Origin of the sequence: Streptomyces xanthophaeus (genome assembly GCF_000725805.1) — a bacterium.
Taxonomy (GTDB): domain Bacteria; phylum Actinomycetota; class Actinomycetes; order Streptomycetales; family Streptomycetaceae; genus Streptomyces; species Streptomyces xanthophaeus.
This window is the reverse complement of sequence record NZ_KL647135.1, coordinates 121,786-135,043: the sequence shown is the minus strand read 5'-3', so window position 1 is coordinate 135,043 and position 13,258 is coordinate 121,786. Positions and strand designations below refer to the sequence as shown.

General features: G+C 71.5%; 9 protein-coding genes. 3 read left to right on the top strand and 6 right to left on the bottom strand.

The features are described from left to right. Nucleotides 1–8: 8 nt before the first annotated feature. Entirely contained in the window at nucleotides 9–2,114 is a 2,106-nt protein-coding gene (pta, locus tag IO30_RS0136575; RefSeq protein WP_031150438.1) for a phosphate acetyltransferase, read from the bottom strand. Nucleotides 2,115–2,338: 224 nt separating this feature from the next. Between pta and IO30_RS0136570 the strand changes: the two genes are divergently transcribed. Then, complete coding sequence (locus IO30_RS0136570; RefSeq protein ID WP_031150435.1) at nucleotides 2,339–3,364, top strand: ATP-dependent 6-phosphofructokinase; 1,026 nt, start codon at nucleotides 2,339–2,341, stop codon at nucleotides 3,362–3,364. Nucleotides 3,365–3,519: 155 nt separating this feature from the next. On the opposite strand, the gene IO30_RS0136565 is transcribed toward IO30_RS0136570, so the two are convergent. After that, the gene (locus IO30_RS0136565; protein WP_031150433.1) at nucleotides 3,520–4,143 is read right to left on the bottom strand and encodes a helix-turn-helix domain-containing protein; all 624 of its coding nucleotides are present in this window, start codon (nucleotides 4,141–4,143) and stop codon (nucleotides 3,520–3,522) included. 386 nt (nucleotides 4,144–4,529) lie between these two features. On the opposite strand from IO30_RS0136565, the gene IO30_RS0136560 reads away from it, so the two are divergent. Both IO30_RS0136560 and IO30_RS0136555 read left to right on the top strand, forming a co-directional pair. Further along, nucleotides 4,530–4,958, top strand: coding sequence for a MerR family transcriptional regulator (locus IO30_RS0136560; protein ID WP_031150431.1), 429 nt, complete (start codon nucleotides 4,530–4,532; stop codon nucleotides 4,956–4,958). An 81-nt stretch (nucleotides 4,959–5,039) separates the two neighbouring features. Beyond that, nucleotides 5,040–5,393: a thioredoxin family protein gene (locus tag IO30_RS0136555; protein WP_031150429.1), complete on the top strand. Its 354-nt coding sequence runs from the start codon at nucleotides 5,040–5,042 to the stop codon at nucleotides 5,391–5,393. On the opposite strand, the gene glgB is transcribed toward IO30_RS0136555, so the two are convergent. From glgB to IO30_RS0136535, 4 genes are all read right to left on the bottom strand, one after another. Further along, the gene (gene glgB, locus IO30_RS0136550) at nucleotides 5,383–7,740 is read right to left on the bottom strand and encodes a 1,4-alpha-glucan branching enzyme (RefSeq protein ID WP_031150427.1); all 2,358 of its coding nucleotides are present in this window, start codon (nucleotides 7,738–7,740) and stop codon (nucleotides 5,383–5,385) included. The two genes, IO30_RS0136555 and glgB, sit on opposite strands and share 11 nt — an antisense overlap. Continuing rightward, nucleotides 7,737–9,230 (bottom strand): maltokinase N-terminal cap-like domain-containing protein, encoded by a 1,494-nt coding sequence (locus IO30_RS0136545; RefSeq protein WP_063768159.1) that lies wholly within the window; start codon nucleotides 9,228–9,230, stop codon nucleotides 7,737–7,739. Before IO30_RS0136545 ends, glgB begins: the two co-directional genes overlap by 4 nt. 214 nt (nucleotides 9,231–9,444) lie before the next feature. After that, nucleotides 9,445–11,163 (bottom strand): maltose alpha-D-glucosyltransferase, encoded by a 1,719-nt coding sequence (gene treS, locus IO30_RS0136540; protein WP_031150423.1) that lies wholly within the window; start codon nucleotides 11,161–11,163, stop codon nucleotides 9,445–9,447. Next, a complete protein-coding gene (locus IO30_RS0136535; protein ID WP_031150421.1) occupies nucleotides 11,160–13,154 on the bottom strand; it encodes an alpha-1,4-glucan--maltose-1-phosphate maltosyltransferase in 1,995 nt (664 codons plus the stop codon). Before IO30_RS0136535 ends, treS begins: the two co-directional genes overlap by 4 nt. Nucleotides 13,155–13,258: the final 104 nt, after the last annotated feature.

The window sequence follows — 13,258 nt, the reverse complement described above, 5'->3', positions numbered from 1 at the left end:
GCGGGCGGTCATGCGGAGGGGGAGAGGTCCTCGGCCGGGGTCTGCGCCGGGGTCTGCGCCTGGATCGCGGTGATCGCGACGGTGGTGACGATGTCCTGGACGAGCGCCCCGCGCGAGAGGTCGTTGACCGGCTTGCGCAGACCCTGGAGCACCGGGCCGACCGCGACGGCGCCCGCCGAACGCTGCACGGCCTTGTACGTGTTGTTGCCCGTGTTCAGGTCGGGGAAGATCAGGACGGTCGCCCGCCCGGCCACGTCGGACTCGGGCAGCTTGGTCGCTGCGACCGAGGGCTCCACGGCCGCGTCGTACTGGATCGGGCCCTCGATCAGCAGGTCGGGACGCTGCGCCCGGACGATCTCGGTGGCCTTGCGGACCTTGTCGACGTCCGCGCCCGAGCCCGAGGTGCCGGTCGAGTACGAGAGCATCGCGATCCGCGGCTCGACGCCGAAGGCCGCGGCGGTGGCGGCCGACTGGACGGCGATGTCGGCGAGCTGCTCGGCGCCCGGGTCCGGGTTGACCGCGCAGTCACCGTAGACGAGGACCCGGTCGGCCAGGCACATGAAGAAGACCGAGGAGACGATGGACGCGTCCGGCTTGGTCTTGATGATCTCGAAGGCCGGGCGGATGGTCGCGGCGGTGGAGTGCACCGAGCCGGAGACCATGCCGTCGGCCAGGCCCTCCTGGACCATCAGGGTGCCGAAGTAGTTGACATCGGTGACCACGTCACCGGCCAGCTCCACGGTCATGCCCTTGTGGGCGCGGGCCTTGGCGTAGTACTCGGCGAACCGTTCCCGCAGCGGGGAGAGCGCCGGGTCGATGAGCTGCGCGCCCGAGATGTCGATGCCGAGGTCGCCGGCCTTCTTCAGGATCGCCTGCTCCTCGCCCAGCAGGGTCAGGTCGCAGACCCCGCGGCGCAGCACCACGTCCGCGGCGCGCAGCACGCGCTCCTCGGTGCCCTCGGGCAGGACGACGCGGCGCCGCTGGGAGCGGGCCCGCTCCAGCAGCTCGTGCTCGAACATCATCGGAGTGACGCGCTCCGAGCGGGACACCGACAGCAGGTCCCGCAGCTCGCCGGTGTCCACGTGCCGCTCGAACAGGCCGAGCGCGGTCTCCAGCTTGCGCGGCGTCGCGGAGTTCAGCCGGCTCTGCAGCGAGAAGAGTTCGGCCGCGGTCGGGAAGCTGTTGCCGGCCACCGACACCACGGGGGTGCCCGGCGCCAGCTTCGAGGCCAGCGCCAGGACGTCCTTGCCCGGGCGCTCGTTCAGGGTCAGCAGCACGCCGGCGATCGGCGGGGTGCCCGAGGTGTGCGCGGCCAGCGCGCCGACGACCAGGTCGGAGCGGTCGCCGGGGGTGACCACCAGGCAGCCGGGGGTCAGGGCGTTCAGGAAGTTCGGCAGCATGGCGCCGCCGAAGACGAAGTCCAGCGCGTCACGGGCCAGCCCGGCCTCGTCGCCGAGCAGCACCTCGCCGCCGAGGGCGCGGGTGATCTGCGCGACCGTCGGCGCGGACAGCGACTTGTCGTCCGGCAGCACGTAGCAGGGGACGGGGAGCCGGGCGGCCAGACGCTCGGCTATGGCGTCCCGGTCCTCGGCGGCCACCCGGTTGACGACCATCGCGACGACGTGGCAGCCCAGGCTCTCGTACGCGCGGTAGGCGTTGCGGGTCTCGGCGCGCACGGCCTCGGCGGGGTGCTTGGTGCCGCCCACGACGGGGACCACGACGGCGCCGAGCTCGTTGGCGAGGCGGGCGTTGAGCGCCAGTTCGTCGGGGAGGTTGGTGTCGGCGTAGTCGGTGCCGAGGACCAGCATGACCTCGTAGTCGCGGGCCACCCGGTGGTAGCGGTCCACCAGCTGCGAGACCAGCTCGTCGGTGCCCTTCTCGGCCAGCAGGACGGAGGCCTCCTGGTACTCCATGCCGTACGCCGTCGCGGCGTCCTGCTCGATCCGGTAGCGGGCCTTGAGCAGGTCGAAGAGCCGGTCGGGTCCGTCGTGGAGCAACGGACGGTAGACGCCGACCCGGCCCGTCTGCCGGGTGAGGAGCTCCATGATCCCCAGCTCGACGACCTGTCGCCCGTCTCCCCGCTCGATACCGGTCACGTACACGCTGCGCGTCACGCGTGCTCTCCGTCCATGCTCTGAATGTCTGTTTAATGGGGCTTGACCTCTTGACAATACCTCCGCCAGTGGATAGGGCGCCCGCCGGCAAAAAGGCCTGGTTGGAGGGGTCGAAAGGCCTGGTGGCCGGAGTATCAGAAGACGCGGGGGACCGCGGGCCCGTGGAACAATCGGACAGGCTTCATCATTACGCCCTTCATTTGTACGGCAGGAGACACAGCACGATGCGTATCGGAGTTCTCACCGCAGGCGGCGACTGCCCGGGACTGAACGCTGTCATCCGTTCGGTCGTGCACCGCGCCGTGGTCGGCCACGGCGACGAGGTCATCGGCTTCGAGGACGGCTTCAAGGGCCTCCTCGACGGCTATTACCGCCCCCTCGACATCAATGCGGTCAGCGGCATCCTCGCCCGCGGCGGCACGATCCTGGGCTCGGCCCGCATGGAGCGCGCCCGCCTTCACGAAGCCGCCGAGAACGCGCAGGAATTGGCGAAGCGGTACGGCATCGACGCCCTCATCCCGATCGGCGGCGAGGGCACCCTGACCGCCGCCCGGATGCTGTCGGACGCCGGGATGCCGGTCGTCGGCGTGCCGAAGACCATCGACAACGACATCTCCTCCACGGACCGGACCTTCGGCTTCGACACCGCCGTCATGGTCGCCACCGAGGCCATCGACCGCCTCAAGACCACCGCAGAATCGCACCAGCGCGTCATGGTCGTCGAGGTCATGGGGCGCCACGCGGGCTGGATCGCCCTGGAGTCCGGCATGGCCGGCGGCGCCCACGGGATCTGCCTGCCGGAGCGCCCCTTCGAGGTGGACGCCCTGGTGAAGATGGTGGAGGAACGCTTCTCCCGCGGTAAGAAGTTCGCCGTCGTCTGCGTCGCCGAGGGCGCGCACCCGGCCGAGGGCTCCATGCCGTACGAGAAGGGGGCGATCGACCAGTACGGTCACGAGCGCTTCGCCGGCATCGGCAACCGCCTGGCCGTCGAACTGGAGCGGCGCCTGGGCAAGGAGGCCCGCCCGGTCATCCTCGGCCACGTCCAGCGCGGCGGCACCCCCACCGCCTACGACCGCGTGCTCGCGACCCGCTTCGGCTGGCACGCCGTGGAGGCCGTCCACCGCGGCGACTTCGGCAACATGACCGCCCTGCGCGGCACGGACATCGTGATGGCCCCGCTGGCCCACGCGGTCACCGAGCTGAAGACCGTCCCCGAGGAGCGGATGTACGAGGCCGAGTCGGTCTTCTGATCCGCAAGGGCCGCCCGGCCCGGGCCGGGCGGGCCCCGTGGCCCTTCCCGGGAGGGACTTCCGCCCCCGATCGCGGAGCCGAACGGCCCCGGCCCCGTCCGTACGAGGACGGCGCCGGGGCCGTCCGCCGTCCTCGGGGGCCGCCGGAACGTGTCCTACGCCGCACCGCCCGCCAGGCGCCAGAACCGGTCCACGATCTCCGCGAGGAACTCCCGGCCCGAATCCCCGCGCCCGGCCTCGCCCTCGCCGCCGCCCCAGCTCAGGGTCGCCACCATCCGCGACTGGTACTCCCCGTGCAGCTGGTCCAGGACCCGCTCCAGGTGCCCCTTGGGGATCGGCAGCAGCTTGCCCACCGGCTTCACGTACGCCTGCCAGCGCGTGGTCACCGCGCTGCGCAGGAGCTCGGCGAGCTCCTCCTGCTTGCCGGTCGCCGTCACGAACTGCGCCAGGGTCAGCCCCAGCAGCGCGGCCAGCGCCGCGGACTGCCGTTCGTTGCCGCGCCAGCGCCCGGTGTCCTCCATCTTCTGGTAAGAGTTCGCCTCCACGCCGACGCGCCGGGCCAGCTCGTCGGCGGTCAGCCCCTTGGCCATCCGGTGTTCCCGCAGGGTGACCGGCTCGGCGAGCAGCTCGCCGGGGGAGCACCACAGGACGCCGGCGAGGGCCGTGAGTTCGGCCGAGGAGGGCGATATCTCGCCGCGCTCCCACGCCATCACGGTCTCGGGCGTGACGAGCAGGCCGTACTGGGCGCGGAGACCATAGGCGACATGGCCGGGCGCCATGCCCAGGGCCGCGCGCAGACGACGCGCGGCGGGGGCATTGAAAGGTGGGCTGGAGTGCACATGGCACACCGTAGGAGTGGCTGGGGTGTGGCGACTACAGACCAAACAAACAAGCCCATAACTCGTAGGAAAGTCCTATGGAGTTAAGGGCATTAGTCGGTTTTCTTAGCGACTGTCCGGTAATCGGTTCCGGGAGAAGATCGAATCTCAGGATACGGTTCCAGCCACCGTCCGCGGGCGCAAGACCCGTGACACCCCTCACACCATCTGAACCGCCCGCCCCTCCGGTACGTGATCCATACCGGGGCCCCCTCGCATACGGGGGTGGCGAGGGGGCCCGGACCACCTCTTGCCTTGACGTCCGCGTCAAGGATTACCGTCGGGGCATGCGAATCGGCGAGCTGGCCGAGCGGGCCGGCACCAGTACACGGACGCTTCGGTACTACGAGTCGCGGGGACTGCTGCCCGCACGGCGCACCGGCAACGGCTACCGGACCTACGACGAGGAAGACCTGCGGCTGCTGCGCCAGATCCGCATGCTCCAGGACTTCGGCTTCGAGCTGGAGGAGACCCGGCCGTTCGTGGACTGCCTGCGGGCCGGCCATCCGGCCGGGGACTCCTGCCCGGCCTCGCTCGCCGTCTACCGCCGCAAGCTCGCCGAGCTGGACGGACTGATCGGCCAGCTGACCGAGGTGCGCGAGCAGGTGGCGAAGCAGCTGGCCGGCGCCGAGGAAGCCGCCGCGGCAGCCGCACGCGAAGCCGCACACGAAGCCGCCGGGACGCCCGCGAGCCCGCGCTGCGAGATGACGGGCTGACCGGCCCGCCGGACCGGCGCGACCGATCGACCGATCGACCGATCGACCGATGCGACCGACCGACATGAGAGGGGACACGACATGCTGCACGCACAGGGCGTGGCAGAAGTGACCGACGCCGACTTCGAGGCCGAGGTGCTGGGGGTGCGGGGACGGCCCGTCCTCGTGGAGTTCACCGCCGACTGGTGCGGCCCCTGCCGCCAGCTGGCGCCCGTACTGTCCGCGGTCGCCGCCGAGGAGGCCGACCGGCTCAAGGTCGTGCAGATCGACGCGGACAGCAACCCCGGGACCGTCACGCGGTACGGGGTGCTGTCCATGCCGACCCTGCTCGTCTTCCGCGACGGCGAGCCCGTCAAGCAGATGGTCGGGGCCCGGGCCAAGCGCCGCCTCCTCCAGGAGCTGGAGGAGGAGCTCGCCGCGGCCGTTACGGCCTGAGCCAGACCGTCGCCAGGGGCGGGAGGGTCATGCGCAGGCTCGCCGCGCGGCCCTGCGCGGGCACCGGCTCGGGCCGCAGCGGCTGCGTGTGGTGCACACCGCTGCCGCCGTAGGCCTGGAGGTCGGTGTTGAGCACCTCCCGCCACAGCGGCACCTCCTCGGGGACCCCGACGCGGTAGCCGTGCCGCACCACCGGCGAGAAGTTCGACACCGCCAGCAGCTGCGACCCGTCCTGCGCGTACCGCAGGAAGGCGAAGACGTTGTCCTCCGCCGCGTCCGCCTCCACCCAGGCGAAGCCCTCCGGCACGCTGTCCCGCTCCCACAGGGCGGGCGCCGCCGTGTACGCGCGGTTCAGGTCGCGCACCAGGTCGCGCACGCCCCGGTGGTCGGGGGCCGCGGGGTAGGAGGAGTCCAGCAGCCACCAGTCCGGCCCGTACGTCTCCGACCACTCCGAACCCTGGGCGAACTCCTGCCCCATGAAGAGCAGTTGCTTGCCCGGGTGGGCCCACATGAAGCCCAGGTAGGCACGGTGCGCCGCCCGCTTCTGCCACCAGTCCTCACCGGGCATCCTCGACACGAGCGAGCCCTTGCCGTGCACCACCTCGTCGTGCGAGATGGGCAGGACGTAGTTCTCGCTGAAGGCGTACACCATCCCGAAGGTCATGTCGTGGTGGTGGTACTTGCGGTGCACCGACTCCTTCGACATGTAGCGCAGGGTGTCGTGCATCCAGCCCATGTTCCACTTCAGCCCGAAGCCCAGCCCGCCGCTGTCCGTCGGCCGGGTCACACCGTTCCAGGCGGTGGACTCCTCCGCGATCGTCACCACCCCGGGGCAGCGCCGGTACACGGTCGCGTTCATCTCCTGGAGCAGCGCCACCGCGTCCAGGTTCTCCCGCCCGCCGTGCTCGTTGGGCGTCCACTGGCCCTCGCTGCGCGAGTAGTCGAGGTAGAGCATCGAGGCCACCGCGTCCACGCGCAGCCCGTCGACGTGGAACTCCTCGCACCAGTACACGGCGTTGGCGACGAGGAAGTTGCGGACCTCCTTGCGGCCGTAGTCGAACTCCAGCGTCCCCCAGTCCGGGTGCGCGGCCCGCTGCGGGTCCTGGTGCTCGTACAGCGGCCGCCCGTCGAACTCGGCCAGCGCCCAGTCGTCGCGCGGGAAGTGCGCCGGCACCCAGTCGACGATCACCCCGATCCCCGCCCGGTGCAGCGCGTCCACCAGGCCGCGGAACTCGTCCGGGGTGCCCATCCGAGAGGTGGGCGCGTAGAAACCGGTGACCTGGTAGCCCCACGACCCGCCGAAGGGGTGCTCGGCGACCGGCATCAGCTCCACGTGCGTGAACCCCAGCTCCTTCACGTACGCCGGGAGCTGCTCCGCCAGCTGCCGGTACGAGAGCCCGGGCCGCCAGGACGCCAGGTGCAGCTCGTACACGGACATGGGGGCCTGGTGCGCCGGACGGGCGCCCCGGGCCGCCATCCACGCGGCGTCCTGCCACTCGTACCGGGAGGCGGTGACCACCGAGGCGTTCGCCGGGGGGACCTCCGCCGACCGGGCCATCGGGTCGGCGCGCAGGGTGTGGCTGCCGTCGGGACGGGTGATGTCGTACTTGTACAGGGCGCCCGCCCCCACGCCCGGCAGGAACAGCTCCCACACCCCGCTCGCGCCCAGTGAACGCATCGGGTACGCGACGGAGTCCCAGTAGGAGAAGTCACCGCTGACCCGGACCCCCTGGGCGTTGGGCGCCCACACCGTGAACCGGGTCCCGGCCACCCCCTGGTGCTCCATGGGCTCGGCCCCGAGCGCCTTCCACAGCTGCTCGTGGCGGCCCTCGCCGATCAGGTGCAGGTCCAGCTCGCCGATGGCGGGCAGGAACCGGTACGGGTCGTGGACCTCGATCTCGTCGCTGTCGTACGTGACCAGGAGCCGGTAGTCCGGTACCCCGGTGAGCGGCAGCAGCCCGGAGAACAGCCCGTCGCCGTCGTCGACGAGCTCGGCGCGCAGCCCCTTGGCCACGACGGTGACCGCCTTGGCGTAGGGACGCAGCACGCGGAAGACCACTCCGCCCCGCTGGGCGCGGGCGCCCAGCACGCCGTGCGGATCGTGGTGGCGTCCCTCCAGCAGCCGGGCCCGTTCGTCACCGCCGAGGGCGGGCGCCGGCCGGACCCCGTGCGCGCGGGCCCTGCGGGCACGCGGTGCGGGCGTCTTGGCGTTGCGCCCCGCCGTGGCCGCGGCGGGGCGGCCCGGAGCCGGAGCCGGGGCCGGGGCCGCGGCCGCAGCGGGGACCGGGGCGGCAGCCGGGGCCGGGGTCGGCGAGGTGGTGGACGGTGACTGACGGGCGGGGCTCACGTGTGCGGCCTCCTAGGCGGCTGCGGGCGGGGGTGCGGGGAGAGAGCGGGGAATCCTTCACCGGGGCCGGGACCGGCGCCCGGACCCGGCCGGGCGACGGGACCCGGACCCGGCTGGGTCCGGCCGAAGCCGCGGTCCGTGCCCGAGGCGAGCCGCCGGATCGCGGCCATCGGCACGTGCAGCCAGTCGGGACGGTGCCGGGACTCGTACCGGGCCTCGTACACCGCCTTGTCCGTCTCGTACGCCCGCAGCAGTACGGGGTCCTCCCGCGGGTCGCGCCCGGTGGTGCGGGCGTAGCCCTCGCAGAAGGCGGCCCGGCAGTCGTCCGCCCAGGCGGGGGCGAACGGCCGGTGCGAGCGGGCGGCGTAGTCGAAGGAACGCAGTATCCCGGCGATGTCGCGGACGGCCGGTTCGGGACGGCGCCGGTCGGCCAGCGACCGGGCCGGCTCGCCCTCGAAGTCGATCAACGACCAGGAGCCGTCGAGGGTGCGCAGGGTCTGCCCCAGATGGAGGTCCCCGTGGATCCGCTGGGCGCGGACCCCGGCCCCCCGGGAGGCGGCCAGCGCGTCGAAGGCCCCGCGCAGCCCCGGTTCGTAGGGCCGCAGGGCGGGCACCTCGCGGGCGGTGGCGGCCAGCCGCGCCGTCATCCCGGCGGCGAGCCGGGCGGTCTGCTCGGGGCCGAGCGCGAGCGTCGGCAGGGCGTCGGCGAGCGCGCTGTGCACCTCGGAGGTGGCCCGGCCGAGCGCGTGCGCCTCGGCGGTGAAGTCCTCCCCGGCCCCCAGCCGGCGCAGCGCCAGCTGCCAGCCGTCGTCGGAGCCGCGCAGGTACGGCTGGAGCACGCCCAGGGTCAGCGGTTCGCTGCCGGGCAGCTCGGCCTCGTACCAGGCGACGGGCGCCGGGACCCGGGCGCAGCCCGCGGCGGCCAGGGCCCGGGGCAGCTCCAGGTCCGGGTTGACCCCGGGGCCGACCCTGCGGAACACCTTGAGGATGAACGAATCTCCGTAGATGAGAGAGGAGTTGGTCTGCTCCCCGGACAGGGGCCGCGGGACCAGCCCCGCCGGGACCGGCGCCTGCGGGTCCCGGTCGAAGCGCAGGGGCCCCAGGGTGCCGGGGGAGCGCAGCCGCTCCAGCAGCATGGCCGCCAGCTTCGGGTCGCCGAGCGCCTCGTACACGGCCCGGCCCGCGTACGGACCGTCCTCGGCGTGGCCGATGAGGGCGGGTGCGAGTGCGGGCGGCAGGGACGGGCGGATGCCCAGCAGCAGCTGGTAGCAGTCCCCGTCCACGTCGAGGAGCAGGTGCAGCAGTCCGGGGGTGGAGCCCGGTGGCAGCAGTTCGGCGGCCGAGACCGCCCTGAGCCCGGTGATGGTGCGGCCCTTGCCCGCGAACCAGCGCTGTGCGGGCAGCCAGGCCCGCAGCATCGGTTCCAGCGGGCCGATCCCGGCGGCCGGGTCGGCCGCCAGTCGGCTCCGGGCGGATGCAGCCTCCGACATGGCGTCGCGTCCTTTCCCCGGGCCGTCACAGAATGCGCAGAGTGTCCCGGATGTGCGGCAGTTGCTTCTCCGGCGTGTGCGAGTGTCGGGTCAGGATGATCCGTACAGGGGCGGGCGGTTGACCCATTCGCGTTGCCCGCCCCCTTTTCGGGGCTCGTCCGCCTCCGGGGCGGCGCCTGTTGCGCGCGCCCCTTCGGCCCCTCGCCCGAGACGGCTACTCGGGTCGCGGCTCGGTCCGTTGTTCGGTCCGCAGCCGGAACCAGTAGAAGCCGTGTCCCGCCAGGGTCAGCAGGTACGGCCACTCGCCGATCGGGGGGAAGCGCACGTCACCCGTGAGCTCCACCGGGACCCGCCCGTTGAACGACCGCAGATCCAGCTCGGTGGGCTGCGCGAAGCGCGAGAAGTTGTGCACGCACAGCACCAGGTCGTCCCCGAACTCGCGCAGGAAGGCGAGTACTGCCGGGTTGGACGAGGGCAGTTCGGTGTACGAACCGAGGCCGAAGGCGGGGTTCGCCTTGCGGACCTCGATCATCCGCCGGGTCCAGTGCAGCAGTGAGGAGGGCGATGCCATCGCGGCCTCGACATTGGTGACCTGGTACCCGTGGACCGGGTCCATGATGACCGGCAGGTTCAGCCTGCCCGGATCGCACGAGGAGAAACCGGCGTTGCGGTCCGGGGTCCACTGCATGGGCGTGCGCACACCGTCGCGGTCGCCCAGCCAGATGTTGTCGCCCATGCCGATCTCGTCGCCGTAGTAGAGCACCGGCGAGCCGGGCAGCGACAGCAGCAGGGCGGTGAACAGCTCCATCTGGTTGCGGTCGTTGTCCAGGAGCGGGGCGAGGCGGCGCCGGATGCCGATGTTGGCCCGCATCCGCGGGTCCTTGGCGTACTCGGCGTACATGTAGTCGCGCTCTTCGTCGGTGACCATTTCGAGGGTGAGCTCGTCGTGGTTGCGCAGGAAGATGCCCCACTGGCAGCGGTCCGGGATCGCAGGGGTCTTGGCCAGGATCTCGGAGACCGGGTAGCGGGACTCTCTTCGTACGGCCATGAAGATGCGCGGCATGACGGGGAAGTGGAAGGCCATGTGGCATTCGTCCCCGCCCTTCGCGAAGTCCCCGAAGTAGTCGACGACGTCCTCGGGCCACTGGTTGGCCTCGGCGAGCAGGACGGTGTCCGGGTAGTGCGCGTCGATCTCGGCCCGGACCCGCTTGAGGAGCTGGTGGGTGCGGGGGAGGTTCTCGCAGTTGGTGCCCTCCTCGGCGTACAGGTAGGGCACGGCGTCGAGGCGGAAGCCGTCGATGCCGAGGTCCAGCCAGAAGCGCAGGGCCGAGACGATCTCCTCGACCACGGCCGGGTTCTCGTAGTTGAGGTCCGGCTGGTGCGAGAAGAAGCGGTGCCAGTAGTACTGCTTGCGTACGGGGTCGTACGTCCAGTTGGAGGTCTCGGTGTCGACGAAGATGATGCGGGCGTCCTGGTACTGCTTGTCGTTGTCGGCCCACATGTAGTAGTCGCCGTAGGGACCGTCCGGGTCCTTGCGGGACTGCTGGAACCACTCGTGCTGGTCGCTTGTGTGGTTCATGACGAAGTCGATGATCACCCGCATGCCGCGGTGGTGCGCGGCGTCCACGAACTCCACGAAGTCGGCGAGGTCGCCGAACTCGGGGAGCACGGAGGTGTAGTCGGAGACGTCGTAACCCCCGTCGCGCAGGGGTGAGGCGAAGAACGGGGGGAGCCAGAGGCAGTCGACGCCGAGCCACTGGAGGTAGTCCAGCTTGGCGGTGAGCCCCTTGAGGTCCCCGACGCCGTCGCCGTTGCTGTCGTGGAAGGAGCGGACGAGGACCTCGTAGAAGACGGCCCGCTTGAACCAGTCTGGGTCGCGGTCCTTGGCTGGGGTGTCCTCGAAGGTGTCGGGGACGGGATCGTTGATCATCATGTGGTGGGTGACCCTCCGGTGGGCGGGGACGGTCGCAGAGCGGCCAGTACGTGCGCGGGCGTACGGCCCGGCTCTAGGCGCACGTAGTTCGCCCTGCCCCAGTGATAGGTCTCGCCGGTGAGCTCGTCGCGCACCGCGAGGGACCCGTGCCAGTCGAGGCCGAGTACCGGCATGTCCAACGAGACCGTCGCCTCCTGGGTGTGGTGCGGATCGAGGTTGACGACCACCAGTACGGAATTGGCTCCCGCGTGCTTCGAATAGGCGATCACCTGTTCGTTGTCGGTCGGGTGGAAGTGGATGTCGCGCAGCTGCTGGAGCGCGGGGTTGCGCCGGCGCAGCCGGTTCAGGGCGGTGATCAGCGGGGCGATGGTGCGGCCCTCGCGGTCGGCGGCGGACCAGTCGCGCGGCCGGAACTCGTACTTCTCCGAGTTCAGGTACTCCTCGCTGCCCTCCCGCACCGGGGTGTTCTCGCACAGCTCGTACCCGGCGTAGACCCCCCAGGACGGGGACAGGGTGGCGGCGAGCACGGCCCTCACCTCGAAGGCGGGGCGCCCGCCGTGCTGGAGGTACTCGTGCAGGATGTCCGGCGTGTTCACGAAGAAGTTCGGCCGCATCACGGAGGCCGACCGGGTGTCCGAGAGCTCGGTCAGGTACTCGGTGAGCTCGGCCTTGGTGTTGCGCCAGGTGAAGTACGTGTAGGACTGCTGGAAGCCGACCGCCGCGAGCGCGCGCATCATCGCCGGACGGGTGAAGGCCTCGGCCAGGAAGATCACGTCGGGGTCGGACTTGTTGATGTCCGCGATCACCTTCTGCCAGAAGACGACGGGCTTGGTGTGCGGATTGTCGACCCGGAAGATCCGGATGCCGTGCTCCATCCAGTACCGCAGGATCCGGACCGTCTCCTCGACGATGCCGGCCATGTCGGTGTCGAAGTGGACGGGGTAGATGTCCTGGTACTTCTTCGGCGGGTTCTCCGCGTACGCGATGGTCCCGTCGGCGCGGTGGCGGAACCACTCCGGGTGCTTCTCCACCCAGGGGTGGTCGGGGGAGCACTGGAGGGCGAAGTCGAGCGCGATCTCCATGTGCAGCTCGCGGGCCCGCGCCACGAAGGCGTCGAAGTCCTCGATGGTGCCGAGGTCGGGGTGCACGGCGTCGTGCCCGCCCTCCGTGGAACCGATGGCCCACGGCACACCGGGGTCCCAACTCCCCGCGGACAGCGTGTTGTTCGGGCCCTTGCGGTAGGTGCTGCCGATCGGGTGGACGGGCGGCAGGTACACCACGTCGAAGCCCATCGCAGCCACCGCGGGAAGCCGGTCGGCAGCCGTCCGGAAGGTCCCGCTGACCGGCACCTCACCGGGCTCGACCTCGGCCCCCTCGGAGCGCGGGAACATCTCGTACCAGGAGCCGAAGAGGGCCCGTTTGCGCTCGACCAGCAGCGGCAGCGCCTTGGCGGCCGTGACCAGCTCCCGGTACGGGCGCTTCGCGAACGCCGCGTCCACCTCGGGGGCGAGGGCGGCCGCGTACCGCTCGGCGACCTCGGCGTCCTCGTCCCGCATCAGCTCGGCGGCGGCGAGCACGGCCCCGCGGCCGTCGCGCTTGGGGATCCGGGCGGCGGCCCGCTCGTAGAGCTCGGCGCCCTCCAGCAGCACCAGCCCGGTGTCGATCCCGGCGGGGATCTTGATCGCCGCGTGGGACCGCCAGGTGGCCACCGGGTCGCTCCACGCCTCGACGGCGTACGTCCACCTCCCCTCGGCATCGGCGGACACCCGCGCCCCCCACCGGTCGGTACCGGGGGCGAGCTCGCGCATGGGCACGGGGGGCCGCAGCCGCCCGCTCGGATCTCGGAGTACGACGTGTGCGGCCACGGCGTCGTGTCCCTCGCGGAACACGGTGGCGGAGACTTCGAAGACCTCGTCCACCACCGCCTTGGCGGGTCTGGCGCCGCAGTCGACGGCGGGGCGGACGTCCAGCACGGGAATGCGACCGATCATGATGGGATCACCTGGGGGCAGTTCGCAGGGCTCGGTGACAACAGCGCAGCCGGGGAACCGGCTGGTCGTGCACGCTCTGTTCGCTCTGTTTCTAGCCGCTCGGA